This is a genomic window from Streptomyces sp. NPDC001393, assembly GCF_053597455.1.
In genome coordinates this window covers 160,010-185,867 of record NZ_JBSFIH010000002.1, presented here as the reverse complement: position 1 = coordinate 185,867, position 25,858 = coordinate 160,010, and the positions used below count along the sequence as shown (strand labels likewise).

24 protein-coding genes are annotated in these 25,858 nt (G+C 72.1%); 14 read left to right on the top strand and 10 right to left on the bottom strand.

The features are described from left to right. Window positions 1-53 precede the first annotated feature (53 nt). Complete coding sequence (locus ACWC2T_RS03820; protein ID WP_450669063.1) at window positions 54-749, bottom strand: GntR family transcriptional regulator; 696 nt, start codon at window positions 747-749, stop codon at window positions 54-56. A 129-nt stretch (window positions 750-878) separates the two neighbouring features. Beyond that, window positions 879-2,234 carry an aminotransferase class III-fold pyridoxal phosphate-dependent enzyme gene (locus tag ACWC2T_RS03815; RefSeq protein WP_450668838.1) on the bottom strand — a complete coding sequence of 452 codons (1,356 nt, stop codon included), beginning with the start codon at window positions 2,232-2,234 and terminating at the stop codon, window positions 879-881. 226 nt (window positions 2,235-2,460) lie between these two features. Between ACWC2T_RS03815 and ACWC2T_RS03810 the strand changes: the two genes are divergently transcribed. Beyond that, entirely contained in the window at window positions 2,461-4,578 is a 2,118-nt protein-coding gene (locus ACWC2T_RS03810; RefSeq protein ID WP_450669062.1) for a serine/threonine-protein kinase, read from the top strand. A gap of 39 nt (window positions 4,579-4,617) precedes the next feature. Here ACWC2T_RS03810 and ACWC2T_RS03805 read toward each other — a convergent pair whose 3' ends face one another. Then, complete coding sequence (locus tag ACWC2T_RS03805) at window positions 4,618-5,367, bottom strand: SLATT domain-containing protein (RefSeq protein ID WP_450668837.1); 750 nt, start codon at window positions 5,365-5,367, stop codon at window positions 4,618-4,620. A gap of 238 nt (window positions 5,368-5,605) precedes the next feature. Between ACWC2T_RS03805 and ACWC2T_RS03800 the strand changes: the two genes are divergently transcribed. From ACWC2T_RS03800 to ACWC2T_RS03790, 3 genes are read left to right on the top strand one after another with little or no spacing between them, the layout of a single operon-like run. Further along, window positions 5,606-5,950 carry a YbaB/EbfC family nucleoid-associated protein gene (locus ACWC2T_RS03800; RefSeq protein ID WP_351209821.1) on the top strand — a complete coding sequence of 115 codons (345 nt, stop codon included), beginning with the start codon at window positions 5,606-5,608 and terminating at the stop codon, window positions 5,948-5,950. Between the two features lie 51 nt (window positions 5,951-6,001). Next, on the top strand, window positions 6,002-6,601 hold the full coding sequence (recR, locus tag ACWC2T_RS03795; protein WP_031164801.1) for a recombination mediator RecR: 600 nt from the start codon (window positions 6,002-6,004) through the stop codon (window positions 6,599-6,601). Next, entirely contained in the window at window positions 6,594-7,256 is a 663-nt protein-coding gene (locus ACWC2T_RS03790; RefSeq protein ID WP_450668836.1) for a DUF5063 domain-containing protein, read from the top strand. The genes recR and ACWC2T_RS03790 overlap by 8 nt, the downstream gene beginning before the upstream one ends. On the opposite strand, the gene ACWC2T_RS03785 is transcribed toward ACWC2T_RS03790, so the two are convergent. Next, window positions 7,207-7,644, bottom strand: a complete 438-nt coding sequence (locus ACWC2T_RS03785) for a hypothetical protein (protein WP_450668835.1) — start codon at window positions 7,642-7,644, stop codon at window positions 7,207-7,209. The two genes, ACWC2T_RS03790 and ACWC2T_RS03785, sit on opposite strands and share 50 nt — an antisense overlap. 102 nt (window positions 7,645-7,746) lie before the next feature. Between ACWC2T_RS03785 and ACWC2T_RS03780 the strand changes: the two genes are divergently transcribed. Continuing rightward, window positions 7,747-8,523 carry a helix-turn-helix domain-containing protein gene (locus ACWC2T_RS03780; RefSeq protein ID WP_450669061.1) on the top strand — a complete coding sequence of 259 codons (777 nt, stop codon included), beginning with the start codon at window positions 7,747-7,749 and terminating at the stop codon, window positions 8,521-8,523. Next, window positions 8,520-8,708 carry a DUF397 domain-containing protein gene (locus tag ACWC2T_RS03775; RefSeq protein WP_450668834.1) on the top strand — a complete coding sequence of 63 codons (189 nt, stop codon included), beginning with the start codon at window positions 8,520-8,522 and terminating at the stop codon, window positions 8,706-8,708. Before ACWC2T_RS03780 ends, ACWC2T_RS03775 begins: the two co-directional genes overlap by 4 nt. A 269-nt stretch (window positions 8,709-8,977) precedes the next feature. Here ACWC2T_RS03775 and ACWC2T_RS03770 read toward each other — a convergent pair whose 3' ends face one another. Continuing rightward, on the bottom strand, window positions 8,978-9,382 hold the full coding sequence (locus ACWC2T_RS03770) for a nuclear transport factor 2 family protein (protein ID WP_450668833.1): 405 nt from the start codon (window positions 9,380-9,382) through the stop codon (window positions 8,978-8,980). Window positions 9,383-9,522: 140 nt separating this feature from the next. Between ACWC2T_RS03770 and ACWC2T_RS03765 the strand changes: the two genes are divergently transcribed. Beyond that, window positions 9,523-10,368 carry a MerR family transcriptional regulator gene (locus ACWC2T_RS03765; RefSeq protein ID WP_450668832.1) on the top strand — a complete coding sequence of 282 codons (846 nt, stop codon included), beginning with the start codon at window positions 9,523-9,525 and terminating at the stop codon, window positions 10,366-10,368. Here ACWC2T_RS03765 and ACWC2T_RS03760 read toward each other — a convergent pair. Beyond that, window positions 10,365-11,090, bottom strand: a complete 726-nt coding sequence (locus ACWC2T_RS03760) for a sulfite exporter TauE/SafE family protein (RefSeq protein ID WP_450668831.1) — start codon at window positions 11,088-11,090, stop codon at window positions 10,365-10,367. The two genes, ACWC2T_RS03765 and ACWC2T_RS03760, sit on opposite strands and share 4 nt — an antisense overlap. A 188-nt stretch (window positions 11,091-11,278) precedes the next feature. Here ACWC2T_RS03760 and ACWC2T_RS03755 point away from each other — a divergent pair, with 188 nt between their 5' ends. From ACWC2T_RS03755 to ACWC2T_RS03740, 4 genes are all read left to right on the top strand, one after another. Next, on the top strand, window positions 11,279-12,550 hold the full coding sequence (locus ACWC2T_RS03755; protein ID WP_450668830.1) for an aspartate kinase: 1,272 nt from the start codon (window positions 11,279-11,281) through the stop codon (window positions 12,548-12,550). Between the two features lie 16 nt (window positions 12,551-12,566). Further along, complete coding sequence (locus ACWC2T_RS03750) at window positions 12,567-13,640, top strand: aspartate-semialdehyde dehydrogenase (protein WP_450668829.1); 1,074 nt, start codon at window positions 12,567-12,569, stop codon at window positions 13,638-13,640. Between the two features lie 333 nt (window positions 13,641-13,973). Next, on the top strand, window positions 13,974-14,657 hold the full coding sequence (locus ACWC2T_RS03745) for a SigE family RNA polymerase sigma factor (RefSeq protein ID WP_450668828.1): 684 nt from the start codon (window positions 13,974-13,976) through the stop codon (window positions 14,655-14,657). 128 nt (window positions 14,658-14,785) lie between these two features. Next, window positions 14,786-16,264, top strand: a complete 1,479-nt coding sequence (locus ACWC2T_RS03740) for a hypothetical protein (RefSeq protein WP_450668827.1) — start codon at window positions 14,786-14,788, stop codon at window positions 16,262-16,264. A gap of 34 nt (window positions 16,265-16,298) precedes the next feature. Here ACWC2T_RS03740 and ACWC2T_RS03735 read toward each other — a convergent pair whose 3' ends face one another. Both ACWC2T_RS03735 and ACWC2T_RS03730 read right to left on the bottom strand, forming a co-directional pair. Next, on the bottom strand, window positions 16,299-17,087 hold the full coding sequence (locus ACWC2T_RS03735; RefSeq protein ID WP_450668826.1) for an SURF1 family protein: 789 nt from the start codon (window positions 17,085-17,087) through the stop codon (window positions 16,299-16,301). A gap of 47 nt (window positions 17,088-17,134) precedes the next feature. Beyond that, window positions 17,135-17,977, bottom strand: a complete 843-nt coding sequence (locus ACWC2T_RS03730) for a class I SAM-dependent methyltransferase (RefSeq protein WP_450668825.1) — start codon at window positions 17,975-17,977, stop codon at window positions 17,135-17,137. 83 nt (window positions 17,978-18,060) lie between these two features. Here ACWC2T_RS03730 and ACWC2T_RS03725 point away from each other — a divergent pair, with 83 nt between their 5' ends. Beyond that, window positions 18,061-19,875, top strand: a complete 1,815-nt coding sequence (locus tag ACWC2T_RS03725; protein ID WP_450668824.1) for a prolyl oligopeptidase family serine peptidase — start codon at window positions 18,061-18,063, stop codon at window positions 19,873-19,875. 24 nt (window positions 19,876-19,899) lie between these two features. On the opposite strand, the gene ACWC2T_RS03720 is transcribed toward ACWC2T_RS03725, so the two are convergent. Continuing rightward, on the bottom strand, window positions 19,900-21,762 hold the full coding sequence (locus tag ACWC2T_RS03720) for an NAD-binding protein (protein ID WP_450668823.1): 1,863 nt from the start codon (window positions 21,760-21,762) through the stop codon (window positions 19,900-19,902). 162 nt (window positions 21,763-21,924) lie between these two features. On the opposite strand from ACWC2T_RS03720, the gene ACWC2T_RS03715 reads away from it, so the two are divergent. Further along, window positions 21,925-22,944 (top strand): permease, encoded by a 1,020-nt coding sequence (locus tag ACWC2T_RS03715; protein ID WP_450668822.1) that lies wholly within the window; start codon window positions 21,925-21,927, stop codon window positions 22,942-22,944. Beyond that, on the top strand, window positions 22,941-23,660 hold the full coding sequence (locus ACWC2T_RS03710; RefSeq protein ID WP_450668821.1) for a TIGR03943 family putative permease subunit: 720 nt from the start codon (window positions 22,941-22,943) through the stop codon (window positions 23,658-23,660). Before ACWC2T_RS03715 ends, ACWC2T_RS03710 begins: the two co-directional genes overlap by 4 nt. Window positions 23,661-23,718: 58 nt before the next feature. Here ACWC2T_RS03710 and ACWC2T_RS03705 read toward each other — a convergent pair whose 3' ends face one another. Continuing rightward, window positions 23,719-25,764, bottom strand: coding sequence for an NAD(+) synthase (locus ACWC2T_RS03705; protein ID WP_450668820.1), 2,046 nt, complete (start codon window positions 25,762-25,764; stop codon window positions 23,719-23,721). Window positions 25,765-25,858 lie beyond the last annotated feature (94 nt).

Sequence of the window (25,858 nt, the reverse complement as noted above, 5' to 3'; positions counted from 1 at the left end):
TCCTCGCACAGAAGGGTTCGCACAGCAGGTGGTCTGGGAAGGGTACTGGTCATCTACCCGTTGGTCAGGTGTTCCAGCAGCTGAAGCGAATGGGCGTTGGACGCCGCGACGATGCTGCGGGCGGCGTCGGCCTCGCGGCGGGACAGCGCGTCGACCAGGTCCGTGTGCCCGGCCCACAGGCGGCCGCGCAGGTCGGGCAGGCGGAGCAGGTGCTGCACCGCGCAGACCCAGGACTGCACGCGCAGGCGGTTGAGGAAGTCGCCGAGGTAGGGGTTGCCGAAGAGCGCGCTGAGCTCGCGCCAGAACCGCAGGTCGTAGCCGATGAGGATGGTGAGGTCACCGGCCGCTGCGGCCCGTGCGGCCTCCTCGCCGCGGCGGCGCACCGTGGTCAGCGCGGCCGTCGTACGGGGGTCCTCGGGCGGGGTGCGGAAGGCGGGGTGGCCGGTGCTGAGGGCCTGGAACATGCCGTCGGTGACCAGGCTGCGGGCCTCGATCATGTTCCGGTAGTCGGTGACGGAGTACTCCGGCACCCGGAAGCCGCGGTGCTGGTCGGCCTCCAGGATGCCCTGCGCGGACAGGTCGACCAGCGCCTCGCGGACGGGGGTGGCGGAGACGCCGTACTGCTCGGCGATCTCCTTGACCGTGAACGCCCGGCCCGGCCGCAGCCGCCCCGCGAGCACCTCGTCACGGAGCGCGTCCGCGATCTGCTGGCGCAGGGTGCTGCGGGTCACGGCGCCGTTGCCGGGCATGGTCGGGGTCACTCCTTGCGCGTAGATGACGTGCTCGGGCATCTCCTGGGAGATTTCGTACGAGCACGTCACCTTACGCGTTCGAGCCTCCCCGGCGGCAGGTGCGGTGCGGCTACTCCCTGTGTTCGTCTACTCCGTGTGTTCGTCGGCCACGCCCAGCGCGGCGTCCAGGGCGGCGAGGCCCTCCTTCAGCTCGGCCTCCGTGACATTGCACGGCGGGACCACATGGGTGCGGTTCATGTTCACGAAGGGCCAGATGCCGTGCTGCTTGGCGGCCGCCGCGAACGCCGCCATCGGGGCGTTCGCCGCGCCGGCCGCGTTGTACGGCACCAGCGGCTCGCGGGTCTCGCGGTTCTTCACGAGGTCCAGCGCCCAGAACATGCCGACACCGCGCACCTCGCCGACGCTTCTGTGGCGCTGGGCCAGCTCGGCGAGGGCGGGGCCGAGGACACTCTCGCCGAGGCGCCGCGCGTTCTCGACGACGCCCTCCTCCGCCATCACGTTGATCGTGGCGACGGCGGCGGCGCAGGCCAGCGGGTGCCCGGAGTACGTCAGACCGCCCGGGTAGGGCCGCTTGCCGAAGGTCGCGGCGATCTCCGGTGAGATCGCGACACCGCCGAGGGGCACGTAACCCGAGTTCACACCCTTGGCGAAGGTCAGCAGGTCGGGTACGACACCGAAGAGATCGGCGGCGAACCACTCACCCGTGCGCCCGAAGCCCGCCATGACCTCGTCCAGGATGAAGACGATGCCGTGGCGGTCGCAGATCTCGCGGACCCCGGCCAGATAGCCGGGCGGCGGGACCATGATCCCGGCCGTACCGGGGATGGTCTCCAGGATGATCGCGGCAACGGTCCCCGGCCCCTCGAAGGCGATCGTCGTCTCCAGGTGCTCCAGGGCGCGCGCGGTCTCCTGCTCGTCGGTCTCGGCGTAGAAGCGGGAGCGGTACAGGAACGGCGCCCAGAAGTGAACGACACCGTTGGTGGCGCTGTCGCTCGCCCAGCGGCGCGGGTCACCGGTGATGTTGACCGCCTGCTGGGTGCCGCCGTGGTACGAGCGGTACGCCGAGAGCACCTTGGGGCGGCCCGTGTGCAGCCGGGCCATGCGCACCGCGTGCTCGACGGCGTCGGCGCCGCCGTTGGTGAAGAAGATCCTGTCCAGGTCGCCGGGGGTCCGCTCGGCGATCAGCCGGGCCGCCTCCGAGCGCGCCTCGATCGCGAAGGCGGGCGCGAAGGTCGTCAGCTTCGCGGCCTGCTCCTGGATGGCCGCGACGACCTTCGGGTGCTGGTAGCCGATGTTCGTGTAGACGAGCCCGCTGGTGAAGTCCAGGTACCGGTTGCCGTCGTAGTCCCAGAAGTACGACCCCTCGGCGCCGGCGACGGCGAGCGGGTCGATGAGGTCCTGGGCGGACCAGGAGTGGAAGACGTGCGCGCGGTCCGCGGCCTTGACTGCGGCGCCGGCGTCGGGGTTGGGCTGAGGGGTCATGCCGGTGAGGGTAAATGTCCGCGATGCGGAAGCGACATCGGCGTCTTGTTCCGTGGACGAGGGGTTTCTGCGACAGGTTGTCGACACCACCAGCAGTCGTGGACGAACTGGGTAGGCCTGTTACGGAACCGTAGGCGGCGGGCCGCGCGACTCCTTCTGGGGCCGGACTATTCTCGGTCTGTTGCACACGTATGCGATGTGTGGCCAGGGGGAGGGCGGGGCGGGCATGGAGAAGCTGGCGGCGGGGGATCCGCAGCGCATCGGGGGCTACCGGCTGCTGGCGCGACTGGGCGCGGGCGGCATGGGGCACGTGTATCTGGCCCGGTCCGACCGGGGCCGTACCGTCGCGGTGAAACTGGTCCGCGAGGAACTCGCCGAGCAGGAGGAGTTCCGGGCGCGGTTCCGGCAGGAGGTGCAGGCCGCGCGGCGGGTCGGCGGGTACTGGACCGCGCCCGTGCTGGACGCGGACACCGAGGCGGCGGTGCCGTGGGTGGCCACCGGGTACGTCGCCGGGCCGAGCCTGCAGCAGGTGGTCGGCCACGATCACGGGGCGCTGCCCGAGCGGTCGGTGCGGATCCTGGCGGCGGGGCTCGCGCACGCGCTGAAGGACATCCACGCGGCGGGGATCGTGCACCGGGATCTGAAGCCGTCGAACGTCCTCGTCACCATCGACGGTCCGCGGGTCATCGACTTCGGGATCGCGCGGGCGCTGGAGACGACCTCGCTGGGCGGTGAGGGGCTGACCCGGACCGGGTCGCTGGTCGGGTCGCCGGGGTTCATGGCGCCCGAGCAGGTGCGGGGGGACCGGATCACACCGGCGTGCGACGTCTTCTGCCTCGGGTCGGTGCTGGCGTACGCGGCGACCGGGAAGCTGCCCTTCGGCACCGCCAACAGCGGGGTGCACGCGATGATGTTCCGGATCGCCCAGGAGGAGCCGGATCTGGCGGGGGTGCCGGAGGGGATCGCCGACCTGGTGCGGGAGTGCCTGCGCAAGGAGCCGGGGGGCCGGCCTTCGCTGGACGCGATTCTGGAGCGGACGGGGGCGGAGGACACGGTGGCCGGGGGGCGGTCGCGGGATCCCTGGCTGCCGGGGGCGCTGGTGGCGCAACTCGGGCGGCATGCCGTGCAGTTGCTGGAGGTCGAGGATCCGGAGGGGGACGGGGCTGTTTCGTCGTCGTCCTCGTCTTCGTCCTCGTCGTCGTCCTCGGGTGCGGGTGCGGGTGCGGGTGCGTCGGGGGGCACCCGGCCTTCGGCCGGGTCCGGGTTCCCACCCGCACCACCGGTGCAGGAATCGTTGTCGGGTGCGGGTGGCCCTGGTGGGGCGGATGCGCCGTCGGCCGGTGCGGGTGGTGGCGGTGGGAGTGCTGCGCCTGTCGCTGGTGCGGGTGGTGGCCGTGGGGGTGCCGCGCCCGGGGCTGGTGCGGGTAGTGGTGACGGTGTTGTGGCGGCCGAGCATGGGGCCGTTGCTGATGAGGGGAGCGGGCCCGGGGTCGGGGTCGGCGGTGTGAATCATCTGCCGACCGTCGTTGCGGGGCAGACTCCACCGCCGGGCGCGCCACCGGCGGCCCCGGGGTTCGGGGCCGTACCGGGGGCGTACGGGTATGCGCAGCAGCATCCACAGCCTCAGCCTCCGCCTCAGCCGTATGCGCAGCCGGGCGGTGCCTACGGCTATCCGCAGCCGTACGCCCCCCATGGCGGCGGGCTCGGGTCCACGCCGCCGTACGGGCCGCCGCCCGTCGGTGGGGCGCGGGAGCCGGAGCGGCGCAATGGGCGCTCGACCGCGCTGCTCGTCGTGATCGCGCTGGTGGTGGCGCTGGGCGCGGGCGGCTCGGTGTACGCGTTGATGAGGAACGGCGGCGGGGGCGGCGACAAGGGCGGCGGGACCGTCAGTCAGGCGCCCACCGTCAGCGGCTCCGGCACCTCGGGGGCGCCCAGTACGGCCGGGCCGACGCCGTCCGACTCCGCCTCCGTCTCCGCCTCCTCGGACGGCCCGATTCCGGCCGGTTACCTGGGGACCTGGGAGACGACCATCGACAACGCCAACGGCACCAACACCCGCCAACTGACCATCCGGCAGGGCGAGGTGGGCCAGAGTGTGCTGACGCTGATCGCGGACGGGCCGACCGACGGCGGCGGCACGTACCACTGTGTCTTCGACGCCAAGCTCGCCCAACAGCCCAGCGCGGGCGGGCCGTTGGAGATCGGTCCGTCCACCGTCACCAGCGGCGAACCCGCCTCCTCCTGCACCCCGGGCGAGGCCACCGAGGTCACGCTGCTGCCGGACGGCAGGCTGAAGCGGACGAAGGCGGGCGGCGGGGAGAGCCTGACGTACACGAAACAGTAGGACTCCGCCGAGGCCGCCGGTACGTGACCCCGACCGGGCCTAACGCGGCTCCGGCGGGCGTTGCCTGGGCATGTTCGGGCGGGTTCCGTTGGCGGGCGGGAGGGGGAAGCGGCCTGCCGGGGCGCCGGGCTCCTGCCGGGGGACGTACGCCACCGCCGCCTGCATGCCCAGCGGCGCGGAACCGGTGCGGAACTCGACCATCCAGTCGGTGGTTTCGGTGCGCACCAGCTCCGTGACGTCCTCCGCGAAGCGCCGCAGGACCCCCAGGCACCGCTCGGCCGCCTCGCCGGCCGTGCCCTCCGCCGGGCCCAGCACCTCCCGGATGCTCTCGGAGGCCCAGTCGAACTGCAACGCCTGCAGCCGCCGCTGTACGGCCTGCGCGGTGGCCACGTCCCTTATCCAGCCGGACGTCACGCCGAAGAACCGGTCGATGCCGACGCAGCCGACGGCGAGCAGCAGCGCCAGACAGCCCCAGGGCGCGACCCCGTGGGCGGCCCCGGTGAGGTCCAGCAGGGGCAGTGCCGCCCCGGCCGCCGCACCCGCGGCCGCGCCGCAGCGCAGCACCCGGGCGCCGCGCCGCTTCCACACCCGGTCCCGCAGATACCAGGACGCCGTCTGCAGTGCTCCGCGCTCCACCCACCGGTACAGCTCGTCGAGCCGTTCGGCCGGCTCGCCCCAGTCCCCGAGCGGAAACGCCCGCCCGGTCAGATCGCCCGGCCGCAGCCCGGCCGCACCCTCGCCCCGCCCGTCCTGAGGCGGACCCTCGGGCTGCATCTCCGGCTGACCCACCCGGCACTCCCTACTGATCACGACCGGTCACGTTCCGTGACATTCCATGACGACGCGCGGGACCCTTCCTACCGCCCAATGGGTGGCGGAGAGGACGCTTTCCCGACTTTTCCGCCCGGAAGAGGGCCTTGATCAGGTATAGGGCTCCCGTGCTTCTCACTCGAAAGAGTGGCGGGGCGATGGCCGCGTGGACCACGTAGGCTCATGCTCAGCGGAGAAAAACGTAGAGGAGCTGATCGTGATCCCCGGTGGTGGCCAGCCCAACATGCAGCAGTTGCTCCAGCAGGCCCAGAAGATGCAGCAGGATCTCCAGCGGGCGCAGGAGGAACTGGCGAACACGGAGGTCGACGGGCAGGCGGGCGGAGGCCTGGTGAAGGCCACCGTGACCGGCTCCGGCGAGCTGCGCGCACTGAAGATCGACCCGAAGGCCGTGGACCCCGAGGACACCGAGACCCTCGCCGACCTGATCGTGGCGGCCGTACAGGCGGCCAACGAGAACGCGCAGACGCTCCAGCAGCAGAAGCTCGGCCCGCTCGCCCAGGGCCTCGGCGGCGGCACGGGCATCCCCGGTCTGCCGTTCTGAGCCCGGGGCAACTAGCGTACGTACCGAAAGGTCTCCAGGAAGGTCAGTCCGTTGTACGAAGGCGTTGTCCAGGACCTCATCGACGAACTGGGGCGGCTGCCCGGCGTCGGTCCCAAGAGCGCGCAGCGGATCGCCTTCCACATCCTGCAGGCCGAGCCGACGGACGTGAAGCGGCTCGCGCAGGCGCTCCTGGAGGTCAAGGCGAAGGTCCGCTTCTGCGCGACGTGCGGCAACGTGGCGCAGGAGGAGCTGTGCAACATCTGCCGTGACCCGCGCCGCGATCCGTCGGTCATCTGCGTGGTCGAGGAGCCCAAGGACGTGGTCGCCATCGAGCGCACCCGCGAGTTCCGCGGCCGCTACCACGTGCTCGGCGGCGCCATCAGCCCGATCGAGGGTGTCGGTCCCGACGACCTGCGTATACGAGAACTTCTCGCGCGGTTGGCCGACGGTACGGTCACGGAGCTGATCCTTGCGACGGACCCCAATCTGGAGGGCGAGGCCACGGCCACCTACCTCGCCCGCATGATCAAACCCATGGGCCTGAAGGTCACCCGCCTGGCCAGCGGCCTCCCGGTGGGTGGCGACCTGGAATACGCGGACGAGGTCACCCTCGGCCGCGCCTTCGAGGGGAGACGACTCCTAGATGTCTGACGCCACACTGCACGCGACCGGTCGGAACCCGGACGATTTCGCGGTCCAGGTCGCGGACCAGATCGAGAGCTTCCTGGTGGCCGTCACGGAGGTGGCGAGGGGCGACGAGCCGGGCTCGACGGTCCCCTTCCTCCTCCTGGAGGTCTCCCAGTTGCTGCTGGCCGGCGGCCGCCTGGGCGCCCACGAGGACATCGTCCCCGACGAGCGCTACGAGCCGGACACGGGCCCCGACGCCGACGTGGACGGGCTGCGCGAGAACCTGGCCCGCCTGCTGGAGCCGGTGGACGTGTACTCGGAGGTCTTCGACCCCTACGAGCCGCGCAAGGCCCCGGTCCCGGCCCGCCTGTCCGACGACCTCGCCGACATCATCACCGACCTCCGCCACGGCATGGCCCACTACCGCGCGGGCCGCACCACGGAGGCCCTGTGGTGGTGGCAGTTCTCCTACTTCTCCAACTGGGGCCCCACGTCCTCCGCCGTCCTGCGCGCCCTGCAGTCGGTCCTCATCCACGTCCGCCTCAACCAGCCCCTGGAGGAACTGGACGGCCTCGACACCGACCAGTCCGACATGGGCGACGAGACCCTGGAGTTCGAGGCCGGCCGCGTCATGGCCGAGGAGATCGGCGCACCCCTGGGGATGCGGCCAGGGAAGTAGCCACGAGCAGCGCCTCCGCGTCGACGTACGGCGCGGTCGGCGTCGGCTCGCTGTACCAGCGCAGCGGCCAGGTGTCGCCGTCCAGCGCGGGAACGCCCACGTAGGTGACGGTCGTCCGGTCGATGCGTCGGCCGAAGTACTGCACGCCGAGTGGCCAGTCGTAGTGGTGTACGACCCCGGGCGCCAGCAGGAAGTACACCCACCGGGTCCCGCTGCCGCCTGCGCACACGATGGGCCCCGCGTCGTCGTCCTCGCGCTCGATCAGGGATTCGGCGACGGCCTCTCCCCACCTCCCTTCGATCCGCACGGCGTCGAAGTGCACGCCGGCGACGCGCAGTCGGTGGCCGCGGAGGGGGACCCAGGCGGGCCGGTGAATTCCGTTCGTCATGGTCACACGGTGGCGTCAGCGTCGCTACCCTCGGTAGTGACTCAGGTGCTACACGCATGGCTGTGTCGGTCGGAGGTGCATGCGGTGTCCCAGTCGCCCCCCATGTGGCGTTTCAGCGGCAACCAATTGAAGCGCTGGCGCATGAAGGCGAACGTCTCCCGGGAGGAGTTGGCCGCCGCGTCGAACTACTCCCCGGACACCATCAAGGCCATGGAGCAGGGGGTGCGCATGCCGACGCCCCGAGTCCTGGACGTGGCGGACGAGTTGTGCGGAGCGGAGGGGCTGCTGAGCGCTGCCAAGGACTACTTGAGCAGAGAGAAGTTCCCGGCGGGGGCCGTGGATTTCATGGAGCGCGAGAAGGAGGCGATCAGCCTCTGGTGGTACGAGGTCACGTACATTCCCGGGCTCCTGCAAACGAAGGCGTACGCAACTGCCCTGATTCAGAACCATGTTCCGCTACTGGACGACGAGACGGTGCAAGAGCGGATCGCGGCGCGTATGGAGCGGCAGGCGATTCTGACGGAACGAAAACCGCCGGTGGCTTTGAGCTTCGTCCTGTACGAGGGCGCCCTGCGGAGCCCTCAGGTCGGTGAGCCGCAGCTGCGTCGACTGCTGGAGCTGGGGAACCTGCTCAATGTAGTGATCCAGGTGCTTCCGTTCGAGCGGGCCACTGCGCCCGCGCTCATGGGGCCCATGGTCCTGCTGGAGACCCGTGACCATGAGCGGTTCACGTTCACCGAAGGGGCGTTGTCCAGCTCGCTTTCGGCTGATCCGCCAGCTGTCAGCCGCGCTGCGCAGATGCTTAGCATGATCCGCGCGGAGGCTCTCAGTCCCGACGAGTCGGCCCGTTTCATCGAGCGGATGGTGGATCAGCCATGAACGACCAGCTGAAGTGGTCCAAATCGAGCTACAGCAACTCGGAAGGCGGCGCCTGCGTCGAAGTCGCCCCCACCCCCACCACCATCCACATCCGCGACTCCAAGACGGCCCCCACCGGCCCCGAACTCCATCTCCCCGCCCCCGCCTGGTCGGCGTTCATCGCCGCACTTCAGCCCGGGGCTTGAGCCTCGGGCCTCGAGCCCTTCCCTTGGGTTTTGGGCTTGGTTGAACCTCCCAACCAGCCAAGTCTGTACGTGAGTTAGGCGGGTCTAACCCGAACGGGTGACGTTGCGTGATCAGCTTGCGCCGGAACGTAAAGCGCCTCGAGAAGCCGACGGCTACGCCGCCGCCGGTATCCCCGTCCACCTCCTCATCGACCGTGACGACCGCTCGGTCGTGGTGTTCTCACCTTGGAAACCGAGCCGCTCAGGGAGTTCAGCGGCTGACGACGGCCCTATGCCTCCGGCAGCGGCTGGACGGTCAGGTGGTAGTCCTGCCGGATCCGTCCGTCGTCGTCCAGCACCAGGAAGGCCCTGGCGGCCCAGGCCACCTCACCCTCCCGCGGCCCCTTGGCGTACCTCAGCTGGACGGTGAGGACGGCGATGTCGTCGTGGACGGTGACGTGGGGGTCGTGCGTGACGTGGTACTCACCGGAGCCGACGAACAGCCCGTACGCTTCCGCGACCCGGTCCACCAGCCCGTCGTGGCCGCGGAATTGTGCGCCTTCGACGAACTCGACGCCGTCCGGGGCCCACAACTCGGCGACGACACGCTTGCGTGCGGCGGCGTCCGGCTCGCTCCAGACGGCGACGTAGCGCTGCACGATCGCGTCGACATCCGTGGCGGTGCTCTGCGACATGTGGGGTCAACTCCCTTGCTCTGATGCCTGAGGGGCCGGGATGCGGCCGTGTGCATCAGGCTGTGGTCGGCCGTCGCGGGAGGGTCAAGGGCAGCCGAGCCCCCGGACTCTCCCCCGGGGGGAGGCCGCACAATCGAAGCGTGACGAGCCACCTGTCGATCGGCGACTTCTCGCGCGCCACACACATGACCGTCAAGACCCTGCGCCACTACCACGAGGTCGGCCTGCTGGTGCCGGACGACGTCGATCCGCGGACCGGGTACCGCCGCTACTCGGCCGAGCAGATACCCACGGCCCAGGTGGTGCGCCGTTTCCGGGAGCTCGGGATGCCCCTGGAAGAGATCGCGACCGTCCTCGCTGCCACGGACGTGGAGAGCCGCAACCGGCACATCAGCGCGCACCTGCACCGGCTGGAGGAGGAGCTGGGCCGCACCCGGCGGGCGGTCGAGGCGCTGCACGACCTGCTGTCGCCGCCCGCGTCCGAGGACATGGCCGGGATCGAGCTGCGCAGCGTCGGCGCGGTGCGGGCCGCGGCCGTCACGGCGACGGTCGACGTCCAGGACCTGGAGGCCTGGTTCCAAGGCGCCCTGGGCGAACTGTTCGCGACCGTGGCGAGCCAGGGACTGCGGGAGACCGGCACGGCCGGCGGGGTGTACGCGGACGAGCTGTTCACCCGGCACCGGGGGCGGGTCACCGTGTTCGTGCCCTGCGACGGCCCCCTCCGGACCGTCGGCCGGGTCGAGCCGCTGGAGGTGCCGCCTGCGGAACTGGCCGTGATCGAGCACTGCGGCCCGCCCTCGGAGGTCGACCGCGCCTACGGCACGCTCGCCGCCTACGTGGCCCGCCACGCACTCGTTGTCGACGGCCCGATCCGCGAGTACTACCTGGTCGGCCGGCGTCAGACCCCGGACAGCGCGCTGTGGCGGACCGAGGTCTGCTGGCCGGTCTTCCACACCGGCGTCACCGGCAACGGCGCCGCCGCTTAGGCCGGCCCCATCCCCCACAACCCCTTCCCCACCGCCGTCGCCCCGCCCGCCAGGGCCAGCAGCAGGACGAGATGGCGGGCCCGGCGTTCCGGGACGCGGCCGGCGATCGCGTGGCCGAGCAGGGCGCCGGCCGCCAGCGCGCCGACCGTCGCCGCCCACTGCACGCCGGTCAGGCGAGGCGTGCCGTTCGCCGCGATCGAGAAGGCGTTGACGGCCACGCCGTAGAACTGGGCGTTGGGGACGAACTCCCGCATCGTCCAGCCTGCGTTGAGGGCGTAGAGGGAGACGGGTGGGCCGCCGACGCCCGCCGCCGCGTTCATGAAGCCGCCCAGCGCGCCGGCCGTCACCGCTCCCTTGCCGCCGCGCAGGGCCGGGAGACGGGCGCCGCGCATCACCAGCAGGACGGCCGCCGTCACCAGGGCGCCCATCGTCAACAGCAGGACCGGACGGGGGAGTTGGCGGGTCATCCAGGCGCCCGCCGGGACGGTGCAGGCCGCCGCCAGGCACAACGGCACCATCGCCGCGGGGCGGACGCGGCGCCAGCCGCCCGCGAGGCCCACGACACTGATGGCGCCGGCGGCGCAGTTGGCCAGCACCACCCCGTCGGCGGGGCCGAGCAGCAGTACCAGCGCCGGTACGGCGACCAGGGCGAAGCCCATGCCGGTCAGCGACTGGACGCATCCGCCGAGCAGGACGATCGCCGCCAGCAGGATCTCCGGCATCCTCCACCCCCTGGTTGAAACGTACACAGTCGGCACTGTGAGCCGGGGCACTTTCCCGAGTGGTGCGTCGTGGGCTGGGCAGGTGCCGGACACGGACGACCGGATGTCTCACCATGCGGGAGCAGGGTGGTGGAATTCGGGCGCTCGTTAGACTGAGCCGACACAAACGAACCGAGCGAGGAGCGCACGTGGGCCTTGTCGTGCAGAAGTACGGAGGCTCCTCCGTAGCCGATGCCGAGGGCATCAAGCGCGTCGCCAAGCGGATCGTGGAAGCGAAGAAGAACGGCAACCAGGTTGTCGTCGTCGTTTCCGCGATGGGCGACACGACGGACGAGCTGATCGATCTCGCCGAGCAGGTTTCTCCGATGCCTGCCGGGCGCGAATTCGACATGCTGCTGACCGCCGGAGAGCGGATCTCCATGGCCCTGCTGGCGATGGCGATCAAAAACCTGGGTCACGAGGCCCAGTCCTTCACCGGCAGCCAGGCAGGCGTCATCACCGACTCGGTCCACAACAAAGCCCGGATCATCGACGTCACGCCGGGCCGGATCCGCGACTCGCTCGACAAGGGCAACATCGCCATCGTCGCCGGGTTCCAGGGCGTCAGCGCCGACAAGAAGGACATCACCACGCTGGGGCGTGGCGGGTCCGACACGACGGCCGTGGCGCTCGCCGCCGCGCTCGACGCCGAGGTCTGCGAGATCTACACCGACGTCGACGGCGTGTTCACCGCCGACCCGCGTGTGGTGAAGAAGGCGAAGAAGATCGACTGGATCTCCTTCGAGGACATGCTGGAGCTGGCCGCGTCCGGCTCCAAGGTGCTGCTCCACCGCTGTGTGGAGTACGCCCGCCGCTACAACATCCCGATCCATGTCCGGTCCAGCTTCAGCGGGCTGCAGGGCACCTGGGTCAGCAGTGAGCCGATTGGGGACAAGCAGGTGGAGCAGGCCATCATCTCCGGTGTCGCGCACGACACCTCCGAGGCCAAGATCACGGTCGTCGGCGTGCCGGACAAGCCGGGTGAGGCCGCCGCGATCTTCCGGGCCATCGCCGATGCCGAGATCAACATCGACATGGTCGTGCAGAACGTGTCCGCCGCCGCCACGGGCCTGACGGACATCTCCTTCACGCTGCCCAAGACCGAGGGCCGCAAGGCCATCGACGCGCTGGAGAAGAACCGGCCGGGGATCGGCTTCGACTCCCTTCGGTACGACGACCAGATCGGGAAGATCTCGCTGGTCGGCGCGGGGATGAAGACCAACCCCGGGGTCACCGCCTCCTTCTTCGAGGCGCTGAGCGACGCGGGCGTGAACATCGAGCTGATCTCGACCTCCGAGATCCGCATCTCGGTCGTCACCCGCCAGGACGACGTGCCGGAGGCCGTGCGTGCCGTGCACACCGCCTTCGGGCTCGACTCCGACTCGGACGAGGCCGTCGTCTACGGCGGCACCGGCCGGTGAGCGCGGGTACCCGCCGATGACCGGCAAGCCGACGCTCGCGGTCGTGGGAGCGACCGGAGCCGTCGGCGCGGTCATGCTCCAGATCCTGTCCCAGCGCGCGGACGTCTGGGGCGAGATCCGCCTGATCGCCTCCCCCCGCTCGGCCGGCCGCAAGCTGGCCGTGCGCGGGGAGGAGGTCGAGGTGGTGGCCCTGAGCGAGGAGGCCTTCGACGGGGTCGACGTCGCGATGTTCGACGTGCCCGACGAGGTCGCCGCGCACTGGGCGCCGATCGCCGCCGCGCGCGGCGCGGTGGTCGTCGACAACTCCGCCGCCTTCCGGCTGGACCCAGAGGTGCCGCTCGTGGTGCCCGAGGTCAACCCGCACGCCGTACGCACCCGGCCGCGCGGGATCGTCGCCAACCCCAACTGCACGACCCTGACGATGATCGTCGCCCTGGGCGCGCTGCACGCGGAGTTCGGGCTGCGCGAGCTGGTGGTGTCGTCGTACCAGGCGGTGAGCGGGGCCGGGCGGGCCGGGGTGGACGCGCTGCGGGCCCAGCTGTCCCTGGTGGCCGGCACGGAGCTGGGCACCAAGCCCGGCGACGTACGGCGGGTCGTCGGGGAGGACACCGGGCCGTTCCCGGAGCCTGTCGTGCTGAACGTCGTGCCGTGGGCCGGGTCGCTCCGGGAGGACGGCTGGTCGTCGGAGGAGATGAAGGTCCGCGACGAGTCCCGCAAGATCCTCGGGCTGCCGCGGCTGCCGGTCGCCGTGACCTGCGTACGGGTTCCGGTGATCACCACCCACTCGCTGACCGTGCACGCCCGCTTCCAGGGCGAGGTCACGGTCGACCGCGCCCGGGAGATCCTCGCCACCGCGCCCGGTGTGGTGCTGTGCGACGACCCGGCCGCCGGCGAGTACCCCACTCCGGCGGACGTCGTGGGTACCGACCCGACCTGGGTGGGGCGGCTGCGGCGGGCCCTGGACGACCCGACCGCGCTCGAACTCTTCGTCTGCGGCGACAACCTGCGCAAGGGCGCCGCGTTGAACACCACGCAGATCGCGGAGCTGGTCGCGGCGGAGTGGGCCGACCGCCGGGACGCCGACCGCTGAGACACCTACCGCCGGGACAAGGTCCTGCAAGAGGTTTGTAGGATCCGTGTAAGAACTATGGTGGCGAGCAGTTGTCCAAACCACTTGAATCATTGCCCAGGGCAACAGAGGATTTCCCTCCCCGTCCCCGCAACCGTGCGGAGGGCGGGGAGCGTCTTTGCGGTCACCCTTCGGGCGTGGGGACGCCGTGGTCGGGGCGAGTGTGGGGACACTCGTCCATATCGGACATAGGGGAAGAGCGGGTCGCATGACGGCACTTGAGGTACGGCTGGTCGTCGCACATGTGACGCCCGGCCCGTACAACCCTGGCGGGGGTGGACGTGTCCAACTGGCGTGGCAGAGGTACTCGAACTCAGTGCGGCCCGCGGCACGGCGGCTCTCCGGCCGCCCCGTGCGGCGCTCCGGCCCCGCAGGCCCGGCGGCATGCCGGTGATCGCGCCCATGCCCGCAGCGCGGCCCGCCCGCATACCGAGTCAGCGTGACGGTGCCGAGGAGGCCGCAGCGGCCACCGCGACCGAGGCCGCCGGCACGACCGTCGACCACCTCACCGAGACCTACCGGGCGCACTACCGCTCGCTGCTGGGCCTCGCCGCGCTGCTCCTCGACGACACCGCCTCCTGCGAGGACGTGGTCCAGGAGGCCTTCATCCGCGTGCACTCGGCCCGCAAGCGCGTCCGCGACCCCGAGAAGACCCTCGCCTACCTCCGGCAGACGGTCGTCAACCTCTCCCGTTCGACCCTGCGCCGCCGCATCCTCGGCCTGAAGCTGCTCTCCAAGCCGATGCCGGACATGGCGAGCGCGGAGGAGGGCGCCTACGACCAGCTGGAGCGCCGCGACCTCATCAAGGCGATGAAGGGCCTGCAGCGCCGCCAGCGCGAGGTCCTGGTCCTGCGCTACTTCGCGGACATGACCGAGGCCCAGGTCGCCGAGACGCTGGGGATCTCGCTGGGTTCGGTGAAGGCGTACGGCTCGCGGGGCATCGCCGCGCTGCGGGTGGCCATGGAGGCACCGGCATGAGCGAGCGCGCCCAAGGGGGCGATTCCGATGAACGCCACTCCCACGAACGTCACGAGCCCTTCGCCTGGCACGAGCCGACGGGGCCGGATGAGCAAGAGCACACGCAATCGCACGCTGGGAACGGAACTGTGAACCACGGCCCCGACGAGAAGGGCCCCGAGGGCCTCGACCAGGGCCCGGCCAGGCACGACCAAGCTGCCACCGGGCCCGCCCCGGCGCACGCCGCGCACGGCAGGGGTGCCGAGGGGCGCGGGGCGGGTCCTGAGGGACGCGGCGCGGGTCCTGGCGGGTTCGGGACGGGCCTTGAGGGGCGCGGCGCAGGTCAGGAAGAGCCCGGCGCTGGCCTTGAGGGGCGCGGCCCGGGATACGCCGGGCGCGGCGCGGGGACCGGTGGGTTCGGGGTCGGTGCGGATCGGCTCGGGCGGGATTCCGGTTTCGGTGGGTGCGGCCCAGGGCGGGACGGTCACGGCGCCGGTCCCGACAGGTTCGAGCCGGACGGCGTCGGGACCGGTCCGGGCGGGTTCGAGCCGGACGGTCTCGGGACCGGTCCCGACGGGTTCGAGCTGGACGGTCTCGGGACCGGTCTCGACGGACTCGGTGCCGACGAGCTGGCGCTGCGCCGGATGCTGCACTCCGCGGTCGACGACATCGAGCCGCGCACCGGCACCCTGGAGCATCTGCGCCGGGCCGTGCCCGCGCGGCGGGCCCGCAAGCGGCAGGCCGCCGTAGGCATGGCCGCCGCGGCCCTCTTCATCGGCACCGCCGTCCCTGCCCTCGTGCACGTCTCCGAATCCGGCGGCACCGACCCCAACACCGCCATCGCCGGCCAGTCCTCCCAGGCCCAGGGCGGCACCGGGCAGGGCAAGGACAAGGGTGGCGACACGGGCGGCAGGAAGGACACCGGCAGCACGAGCGTCAGGCCCGGCGGCAGGGAGTCCGGCAAGCCCGGGGGGAAGGGCAGGACCGGCGGCGGCAGCACCGGCTCCACCGGCGGCGCCGACCCGTCCTCCAGCCTCGCCCCGAGCGGCGCTCCGCTGTGTACGAAGGCCCAGCTCGGCTCGGCCACCGCAGCGGCCGACGCCCCCGACTCCGCGGGCGTGGTCTACGGCACCTTCCGCGTCGTCAACGTCTCCACCGCCGCCTGCACCGTCGCCGGCGCGGGCACCATCACGCCGACCGCGGTGGGCGCCGCGGACAAGACCAGGATCAGCACCGCGCGGCATGTGGCCGGGGACGCGGCGACCAGTCTGCCCGACCCCTCGCTGGAGGTCTCCGGGCTGGTCCTGCAGCCGGGCGCGGCCTACGAGGAGAAGTTCGCCTTCGTACCCTCCGCGACCTGCCCCACCACCGGCGGCGGCACCGGCACCACCGGCGGCTCGGCCACCGGTGGCGCCACGCCGGACCCGTCGCCGACCGCCTCCGGCGGTTCGACCGACAGCGCGGGGTCGGGCGGCACCACCACCCAGCTGACGACCGCGGACGGCACGGCCGACGGCAGCGTACAGATCACCCACATGGCGCAGGGGGGTGCACCTTCGGCCACCGCGACAGTGGCGGGGGAGTGCGCGGGGACCGTGATCTACACCGGGGTACTGGCGGGGGCGTAGGAGCGCCGTCGTACTGGTCAGCTACCAGGCATGGTCAGCTACTGGGCACCGGCGCCGGTGTCTCCTCCGGCAGCAGGCCCAGCGCGGCGTCCCGCTGGTACTCCACCTCACGCCGCAGCAGCCGGAACCACATGAACACCACGAAGCCGGCGAAGACGAACCACTCGCCGGTGTAGCCGAGGTTCTGGAACGCCTTCAGGTCCAGCCCGGTGCCGTCCGGCGCCGTCGCGGGCACGGCCCTCATTCCGGCGTCGGCCTTGTCGAGGGTCACCCAGGCGTCGTACAGCCGGTACGGCACCAGGTTCACCAGCGACGCCGAGCTGATCGCCGCCGTCTGCCCGGCCGGCAGTCCGCCGGTCGCGCTCACCCCGTTGTCCCCGGGCGTCTCGGACGCCTGCAGCGCACCGGTGACGGTGACCTCACCGCTCGGCGGCGCGGGCGCCTTCGCCGGGTCCGCCCTGCCCGGCAGCCAGCCCCGGACCACCGGCAGCGCCTTGCCGGAGTCGGTGCGCAGCAGGGTGAGGACGTAGAAGCCGTTCCTGCCGTCCAGCTGCCGGCCGGGCACCAGCAGCTGGGTGCCGTAGTGCCCGCTCGCGGTGACCCGGCGGCCCGAGGTGGCCTTGTCGACGGGCAGCATGGCCTGCAGCGGGCGCGCGGTCTCGTGCTGGTCGGATGCGGCGGCCCGCGTCGCGCTCCGGTGCTCCTGCACCCGCCCCTCGAACCGGCTCAGCTGCCAGGACCCCATGAAGACGCAGAACGGGATGGCGAGCAGCACGAAGACGTTGATGCCCCACCAGCGGGGTGTCAGCAGAAACCGGTACACGCCCTCCACGGTACGGCGCCCCCGCGGGGCGCCCGCCCGCGGGTCGGCTATCGGCTCTTCGTGGCCTTGAGCGAGTAGATCAGCGGGATGCGCGGATGGTCCGCCGGGAAGCGGTGGTAGCCGTCGCGGATCTCGAAGTTCTCGAAGGCCGGGAAGAGCGACACGTCGTGCTCGTGCAGGAACTCGATCCGCAGCCCGGTCGCGGCGAGCGCGGAGACGACGTCGCCCAGGGTGTGCTGCCACTGCACGCTGCGGTTGCGGAAGGTGAAGGCACCCGGGTCGGCGTAGGTGCCGGGCTCGTCGTAGACCTGGGCGTCGCGGGAGAAGTAGTCGCGCACGATCCGCGAGCCGGTCGCGTGGTCCAGGGCCTCGGTGATCGGGTGGAACTCGGCGAGGTAGAGGAAGCCTCCGGGGGCGACGAGGGAGGCGGCCGTCTTCGCCCAGCGGCGGATGTCGGGCAGCCAGCACAGCGCGCCGAGCCCGGTGTAGACGATGTCGTACGACGGCTCGGGCACGGCGTCGGCCGCGTCGTACACGTCGCTGGTGACGAAGGCGGCGCGCTCGGGGCCGTGGCCGAGACCGGCGGCGAGGGAGCGGGCGGCCTCGACGGCCGGGGCGGAGAAGTCCAGGCCGACGACGCGGGCGGCGCCCCGGTGGGCCCAGGAGAGGGTGTCGGTCCCGATGTGGCACTGCAGGTGCAGGAGCGTTTTGCCGGTGACGTCGCCGACCTCGGCCGTCTCGAAGTCCCGCAGCACGTCCGGGTGGGCGCGGAAGCCGTCGAGGTCGTAGTACGCGCCGGCGACATGCACGGGAACTCGCTCGTCCCACATGGCCCGGTTGTCCTCGCGCCAGCCGTCGGGGGCGGGCTTGTGATCGGCCTGGGTGCTCATGGTCGGGAAGTTATCCACAGGCTGCGCACGCCCGCCACCCAATTGTCGGCGCGGCCAGGCAGTATGGGCGCATGACTGGGGCGATGAGTGAGAGCAACGGGCCGGGCGCGGCGGACGCGGCCGGCATGCCGGACTGGGAGAAGCGGTTTCGGGCGCCACGCGTGTCGCTGCCCGACTGGGCGGAGGACGCGCCGGACCGCTCCCTGTTCGTGTCGAACGCGACGGGCACGTACGAGCTGTACGCCTGGGACCGCGCGACGGGCGGGCAGCGGCAGGCGACGCACCGGCCCAACGGCACGACGGACGGCGCGCTCTCCCCGGACGGCGCCTGGATCTGGTGGTTCGACGACAAGGACGGCGACGAGTTCGGCATCTGGCGCCGCCAGCCCTTCGGGGGCGGCGAGGACGAGCCGGCCGTCCCGGGCCTCGATCCGTCCTACCCGGCCGGCCTCGCCCTGTCCCGGGACGGGCGCACGGCGGTCGTGGGCCGCTCCACCGACGACGAGGGCACGACCATCCACCTCGCGCGCGAGGGCGAGGATCCGGTCGAGATCTACCGGCACCGCGAGTCGGCGGGCGTCGGCGACCTCTCGCACGACGGCTCCCTGATCGCCGTCGAGCACACCGAGCACGGCGACGCCATGCACGCGGCGCTGCGTGTGCTCCGCCCGGACGGCACGCCGGTCGCCGAGCTGGACGACACCAAGGGCGGCACCGAGGAACTCGGCCTGGAGGTGCTGGGCTTCGCGCCGGTCGACGGCGACACCCGGCTGCTCATCGGCCACCAGCGCCGGGGCCGCTGGGAGCCGCTGGTGTGGGACGTGGCGACGGGCGAGGAGACCGACCTGGCCCTGGACCTGCCGGGTGACGTCAGCGCCGAGTGGTACCCGGACGGCTCGGCCCTCCTGATCGCCCACGGCTTCGAGGCCCGCAGCGAGCTGTTCCGCTACGACCTGGCGAGCCGCGAGCTGACCCGCATCCCCACCCCGCCCGGCACGGTCTCCGGCGCCACGGCCCGCCCCGACGGCAGCGTGGAGTACCTGTGGTCGTCGGCCGCCGAGCCCCCGGCGGTGCGGTCCACCTCCGGCGGCATCGTCCTGGACCCGCCCGGCATGGCCTGCCCGCCGTCGGTGCCGGTGGAGGACGCCTGGGTGGAGGGCCCGGGCGGCCGCATCCACGCCCTGATCCAGAGGCCGGCGGGCGCGAGCGGCCCGCTGCCCACGGTCTTCGACCTGCACGGCGGCCCGACCTGGCACGACAGCGACTCCTTCGCGGCGGGCCCGGCCGCCTGGGTCGACCAGGGGTATGCGGTGATCCGCGTCAACTACCGCGGCTCCACCGGCTACGGCCGCGCCTGGACCGACGCCCTGAAGCACCGGGTCGGCCTGATCGAGCTGGAGGACGTGGCAGCGGTCCGCGACTGGGCGGTCTCCTCGGGCCTCGCCGACCCGGCCCGGCTGGTCCTCACCGGCGCCTCCTGGGGCGGCTATCTCACCCTGCTCGGTCTCGGCACCCAGCCCGACGCGTGGACGGTGGGCATCGCGGTCGTGCCCGTCGCGGACTACGTCACCGCGTACCACGACGAGATGGAGGCGCTGAAGGCCATGGACCGCACCCTGCTGGGCGGTACCCCCGAGGAGGTCCCCGAGCGCTTCGAGGCCTCGTCCCCGCTCACGTACGTCGACGCGGTCAAGGCCCCGGTCTACATCTCGGCGGGCGTCAACGACCCCCGCTGCCCGATCCGTCAGATCGACAACTACGTCAAACGCCTGGAGACGAGAGGCGCGACCCACGAGGTCTACCGCTACGACGCCGGGCACGGCTCCCTGGTGGTGGACGAGCGGATCAAGCAGGTGAGACTGGAAATGGCCTTCGCGGCACGGCACTTGGGCGCGTAGGGCGCCGCCCGAGCCGCCTGTGGGTCAGCGCAGCTCCGCGAGCCCTCTGCGGGTGGCGGCGACCACGACCCGGTCCTCCTTGACCAGCACATGGTCCGGTGCCGTGTCCGCCCGCCCCTCCAGTGCCAGCACCCTCCAGGACCCGGCCCGGAAAGCGTCACGCACGGTCCGCCCCTCCAGCTGGGGATGCCCGGCGACATCGACCGCGGCGAACAGCAGCACCCGCCGTTCCACCGCGATCGCGCCCAGCACCTGCCGCCCCAGCATCGCCCCGGCGAACGCGGGCGCGGCCAGGTGCGTGACGCTCCGGCTCCGGGTCAGGGCGTGCGGGTAGGCGGCCCGCAGGGTGCGGTACACCGCGGTGGCGAAGTCGTCGTCGTACAGCCGTAGTACGACCCGCAGATCGGGCCGTACGCTCCGCGCGTACAGCACCGCCTCCAGGTTCGTGGTGTCCGCGCTGGTCACCGCGAGCAGCGCGTACGCCCGGTGGATCTTGGCGGACTCCAGCACCCCTTCCTGGGTGACGTCCCCGAGCACCACCGGCACCCGCAGCCGCCGCGCGGTCGCAAGGCCCCGCGCCTCCGGGTCGGACTCGACGCACACGACGGGGATGTTCAGCTCGCGCAGCCGGGTCAGCACCCGGGTGCCGATCTTCCCGAGCCCGAGCAGCACCACGTGCCCGCCGAGACCGCGCGGCGGTTTCCGCAGGGCGGAGGCGGTGCGAAAGGTGCCGAGTGCCTCCAGCACGGCCGCAAGCAGCACCGGGAGCAGCAGCAACCCGACGAGTCCGGAGAGGAGTTGGAGGATCTGCCGGCCCAGGGACTCACCGATGGCCGGATTGTCGATCGCGAAGAGGTCCAGCAAGGTCAGGTAGAAGGCACTGAGCGGATGCATCCCGGTGACCACCCACAGCGCGACGGCGAGCGCGACCACGCACGCCACCATGCCCGCCAGCGACCACCGCAGCCGCCGGGAGAACAGCGAGGCGAGCGGCGGCACCCCGCCACGGCCGGGCGCGGCCGACTCGCCGCCGCCCGCCGAGGACACCTGCTCCAGCACCACGGCCGGCCGCCCCGCGGCCTGCCGTACCTCGTCGTCGTCCGGCAGCAGCCGGGACTCCTGGTCCCCGCCGCCCTCGGGATCCGCGCCCGGCGGGGAGAGCAGGGCGAGCGTGCACAGTCCGGTGCCGGCCGTCGGCCGTTCGACGGCCCGCAGCAGCAGTCCCTCGGTCTGGACGACCTTGCTGGTGCCGGCGACGGCGGTGGCGGCCAGGGCCGGCGCGGCGGTGTCGGCGTCGGACAGCACGGTGGTGGACGCCTCGGCGCCGCCCTCGTTACCGGTGACCAACGCGGCCGCCTGGTCGAGGAGTTCCTCGATGTGCTGGCCCAACCGCCGGTTGTAGAGCCTGAGGACGAGCCGCAGCCGCGGGTTGATCCGGCGGGCGGTCAGCGCGGCCCGGATATTGGTCTCGTCGTCGTCGAAGACGAGGGCGAGCGCGGCGGCCCGTTCCACACCGGCCTCGGCGAGCACGGCCTCGGTGATCTCGGCGGCCTCCAGCACCCGTTCGCCCCCGCCGCCGGTGCCGCCGTCGGCGGTACTGCCCGCACCACCGGTGCCCGTGGCCGTGGCGGCCGGTCGTGCGGTGGGTCGTGCGGTCGGTCCGGAGCCGGATCCGGGGCCCGATCCGGCTCCGTTGCCGCCGCGGCCGACCGCGGCGCTCACCACGCGGTCGAACAGCGCGGCCGAAGCGGCCCGGGCCCGTCCGACCACCGGAGGTCTGGCGGTGCGCTCGTTCGGCGGTACCACGAGGGTGACCTGCTCGCCGTAGACTCCGCGCAACTCGGCGGCCAGCCGGTGCGCGAGCCCGTCGTCACCGCACACCACCATGTGCGGTCCACTGGGCCCACCTTGATACGGAACGCTCCCCACGAGGGAAAAGACTGCCCCAAGGAGAGGAGTGGTTCCAGCAACGGTGTGAACACCGTGGGGACGACTCCCGTACCGAAGGGGAGGGAGCGATCGAGGACAGCCAGCCGGAGGTAACCGCACGTGGCCATCACGGAAGACGCCCCGCCCGGCGCGGAGGCGGGACCCGCCGGAGCGCCGCCCGGCCAGGAGGGCCGCAGGCTCAGCTCACCTCTCGTGCTGACGCTGACGCTGCTCCTCGCGGTGCTCGCCCAGTCGCCGATCCGCGGGCTCCTCGGCACCCCGCTGATGCAGAGCTGGATGACGGTGTTCGTCGCGGTGACGGTCCAGGCGCTGCCCTTCCTCGTCCTCGGGGTGCTGCTGTCGGCGGCGATCGCGGTGTTCGTGCCGCCGGCCTTCTTCGCGCGCGCCCTGCCGCGCCGCCCGGCGCTGGCGGTCCCCGTGGCGGGGGTCGCGGGCGCGGTGCTGCCCGGCTGCGAGTGCGCGTCGGTGCCGGTGGCGGGCGCCCTGGTCCGCAGGGGGGTCACCCCGGCCGCCGCCCTGGCCTTCCTCCTGTCCGCCCCTGCGATCAACCCGATCGTCCTCACCGCGACCGCCGTCGCCTTCCCCCGCAACCCGGAGATGGTGCTGGGCCGGTTCCTGGCGAGCCTGCTGGTGGCGTGCGCGATGGGCTGGCTGTGGCAGCGGCTGGGCCGTACCGACTGGCTGCGCCCGCCGGCCCACGGCGCGCACGAGGGCGCGACCAAGGGGGAGGCGTTCTGGAACTCGGTACGGCACGACACCATGCACGCGGGCGGTTTCCTGGTGCTGGGCGCGATGGCCGCGGCCACCCTGAAGGCGGCCACCCCGGCGGACTGGCTGCGCACGGCGGCCGGAAACCCCGTCTTCTCCGTGTTCGCCCTGGCCGTCCTCGCCGTACTGCTGTCCATCTGCTCGGAGGCGGACGCGTTCGTCGCGGCCTCCCTCACCCAGTTCTCCCTGACGGCCAAGCTGGTGTTCCTGGTGGTGGGACCGATGATCGACCTCAAGCTGTTCGCGATGCAGGCCGGCACCTTCGGCCGTACCTTCGCCCTCCGCTTCGCCCCGGCCACGTTCGTGCTGGCGATCGCGGGCGGCGTGGTGACCGGGACGGTGCTGCTGTGAACCGCCAGGCCCAGGCCGCCGTCATGTTCCTGCTCGGCGCCGCCCTCCTGCACGCGGGCAGCACCGATCTCTTCCTCCGGTACGTCAAGGAGGGCCTGCGCCCGCTGCTGCTGGCCTCGGGCGCGGTCCTGATCGCGGCGGCGCTGGCGACGGTCTGGTACGAGCGCCGCCGCGCCAAGGCCGCCGCTGCCGAGGCACACGACCACCACCCCGAACCCCGCATCTCCTGGCTCCTGTTGCTCCCCCTCCTCGCCCTCATCCTCATCGCCCCGCCCGCCCTCGGCTCCTACAGCGCCCTGCGCTCGGGTACGGCCCTGCAGAAGCCGTACGTCCTCGGCCGGATGCCCGCCGCCGACCCGGCCCCGCTCTCCGTGATCGACTACGCCTCCCGCGCGGCCTACGACCACGGCCGCTCCCTGCACGGCCGCGCGGTCCGCGTCACCGGGTTCCTCGCCCTGGACCACTCGGGCGCGCCGTACCTGGTCCGCATGGCCCTCAACTGCTGTGCGGCGGACGCCCAGCCGGTCAAGATCGCCCTCACCGGCGAGCTGCCGCCGGTCCTGCGCCCGGACGCCTGGCTGGAGGTGACCGGCACGTACAGCCCCCTGCTGAGCCGTGACCCCGTGAACAACGGCCCCATCCCGTATCTGCAGGTCACCTCGGCCAGACCGGTCCCGGTCCCGCCCGACCCGTACGACGAGACCTGGAACAACTGAGCAAGCCCGCGAGAACTCCGTGCCTGGCGGCGCCCCGTGCACCAGCCCGGGGCGCCTCCTACGCCTGCGTCGCCTTCAGGTCGACGCGCTCCAGGTCCCTCAGCCACGCATGGGCCGTGCCGTCCGACGGGGCCCGCCAGTCGCCGCGCGGGGAGAGGGAGCCGCCAGCCGAGACCTTGGGGCCGTTGGGCATGGCCGAGCGCTTGAACTGGGAGAAGGCGAAGAAGCGGCGGATGAAGACCTCCAGCCAGTGGCGGATCTGGGCCAGGTCGTAGGAGCCGCGGTCGGCCTCCGGGAAGCCGGGGGGCCAGGCGCCCGCCTGCGGGTCGTGCCAGGCGTGCCAGGCCAGGAAGGCGATCTTCGAGGGGCGGAAGCCGTAGCGCAGCACGTGGAACAGGGTGAAGTCGTGCAGCGCGTACGGGCCGATCTTCGACTCGGTGGACTGCAGCTCCTCGCCGGGCACCAGCTCGGGGCTGATCTCGGTGTCGAGGATCGCGGCGAGGATCTTGCCCGTCTCGTCGTCGAACTGGCCGCTGCCGATGACCCATCGGATGAGGTGCTGGATCAGCGTCTTCGGCACGCCGGAGTTCACGTTGTAGTGGCTCATCTGGTCGCCGACGCCGTACGTCGACCAGCCGAGCGCCAGCTCGGAGAGGTCGCCGGTGCCGAGGACGATGCCGCCGCGCTGGTTGGCCAGCCGGAACAGGTAGTCGGTGCGCAGGCCCGCCTGGACGTTCTCGAAGGTGACGTCGTACACCGGCTCGCCGGCGGCGAAGGGGTGGCCGATCTCCTTGAGCATCAGCCGTGCGGTCGGTGTGATGTCCAGCTCGGAAGCGGTCACGCCGAGCGCCCGCATCAGCTTGTGGGCGTTGTCCTTGGTGTGGTCGCTGGTGGCGAAGCCGGGCAGGGTGAAGGCGAGGATGTCGCTGCGCGGGCGGCCGGCGCGGTCCATCGCCCGGGCGGCGACGATCAGCGCGTGCGTGGAGTCCAGGCCGCCGGAGACACCGATGACCACCTTGGGGCCGCCGATCGACGCCAGGCGCTGCTGCAACCCCGCGACCTGGATGTTGTACGCCTCGTAGCAGTCCAGGGCGAGGCGCTCGGCGTCGGCGGGCACGAACGGGAAGCGCTCGACGCGGCGGCGCAGGCCCAGGTCGGTCACCGGCGGGGCGAGTTCGAAGGACACCGTGCGGAAGTCGGAGGTGCGGGCGGCGTGGGTACGGCGGTTCTCGCCGAACGTGCCCGTCCGCTGCCGCTCCTGCCGCAGCAGGTCGAGGTCAACGTCCGCGACCGCGTACTGCTCGCCCAGCGGGAAGCGCTCGGTCTCGGCCAGCAGCGCCCCGTTCTCGTAGATCAGGGTCTGGCCGTCCCAGGACAGGTCGGTGGTCGACTCGCCGAGGCCGGCCGCCGCGTAGACGTACGCGGCGAGGCAGCGGGAGGACGCCGAGCGGCACAGCAGCTTGCGGTCCTCGGCCCGGCCGACGGTGATCGGGCTGCCCGAGAGGTTGACGAGGACGGTCGCCCCGGCCAGCGCCGCCTCCGCGCTCGGCGGCACCGGCACCCACATGTCCTCGCAGATCTCCGCGTGCAGCACGAGACCGGGGACGTCAGCGGCGGCGAAGAGCAGGTCCACGCCGAAGGGGACCTCCGCGCCGCCCAGCCGGATCGTTCCGCCGCGCTCGTCGTCGCCCCCGGCGATCTGCCGGCGCTCGTAGAACTCGCGGTAGTTCGGCGGGTACGACTTCGGTACGACGCCGAGGACCCGGCCGCGGTGCACGACCACCGCGCAGTTGAAGATCCGGTCGCTGTGGCGCAGCGGGGCGCCGACGACCAGGACCGGCAGCAGCTCCGCCGACTCGGCCACGATGGTGGCGAGCGCCGTCTCGACGTCGTCGAGCAGGGCGTCCTGCAGCAGCAGGTCGTCGATCGCGTATCCGGACAGGCACAGCTCCGGGAACACGGCGACGGCGACGCCCTCCTCGGCGCACCGGCGCGCGTGGCGCAGGACCGTCTCGGCGTTGGCGCGCGGGTCGGCGATGACGGTGTGGCCCGTACACGCGGCGACGCGCGCGAAGCCGTGCTGGTAGATCGACCAGAAGCTCAACGGGACCCCATTTCAGAGTTTCCGAAGCGGTTTGCCTGCAAGAAGAAGCCTAAAGGCCGTCCCGCCGACCCCCGGCACCCACCGCCCACCTGCG

Excerpts from the sequence above, each read along its gene's own strand:
- ACWC2T_RS03730 (WP_450668825.1), bottom strand. The coding sequence starts at position 17,977 with ATGAGCACCCAGGCCGATCACAAGCCCGCCCCCGACGGCTGGCGCGAG.
- ACWC2T_RS03820 (WP_450669063.1), bottom strand. The coding sequence starts at position 749 with ATGCCCGGCAACGGCGCCGTGACCCGCAGCACCCTGCGCCAGCAGATC.
- ACWC2T_RS03780 (WP_450669061.1), top strand. The coding sequence starts at position 7,747 with ATGTGGCGTTTCAGCGGCAACCAATTGAAGCGCTGGCGCATGAAGGCG.
- ACWC2T_RS03770 (WP_450668833.1), bottom strand. The coding sequence starts at position 9,382 with ATGTCGCAGAGCACCGCCACGGATGTCGACGCGATCGTGCAGCGCTAC.
- ACWC2T_RS03790 (WP_450668836.1), top strand. The coding sequence starts at position 6,594 with ATGTCTGACGCCACACTGCACGCGACCGGTCGGAACCCGGACGATTTC.
- ACWC2T_RS03725 (WP_450668824.1), top strand. The coding sequence starts at position 18,061 with ATGAGTGAGAGCAACGGGCCGGGCGCGGCGGACGCGGCCGGCATGCCG.
- ACWC2T_RS03750 (WP_450668829.1), top strand. The coding sequence starts at position 12,567 with ATGACCGGCAAGCCGACGCTCGCGGTCGTGGGAGCGACCGGAGCCGTC.
- ACWC2T_RS03760 (WP_450668831.1), bottom strand. The coding sequence starts at position 11,090 with ATGCCGGAGATCCTGCTGGCGGCGATCGTCCTGCTCGGCGGATGCGTC.
- ACWC2T_RS03785 (WP_450668835.1), bottom strand. The coding sequence starts at position 7,644 with ATGACGAACGGAATTCACCGGCCCGCCTGGGTCCCCCTCCGCGGCCAC.
- ACWC2T_RS03810 (WP_450669062.1), top strand. The coding sequence starts at position 2,461 with ATGGAGAAGCTGGCGGCGGGGGATCCGCAGCGCATCGGGGGCTACCGG.
- ACWC2T_RS03720 (WP_450668823.1), bottom strand. The coding sequence starts at position 21,762 with ATGGTGGTGTGCGGTGACGACGGGCTCGCGCACCGGCTGGCCGCCGAG.
- ACWC2T_RS03775 (WP_450668834.1), top strand. The coding sequence starts at position 8,520 with ATGAACGACCAGCTGAAGTGGTCCAAATCGAGCTACAGCAACTCGGAA.
- ACWC2T_RS03815 (WP_450668838.1), bottom strand. The coding sequence starts at position 2,234 with ATGACCCCTCAGCCCAACCCCGACGCCGGCGCCGCAGTCAAGGCCGCG.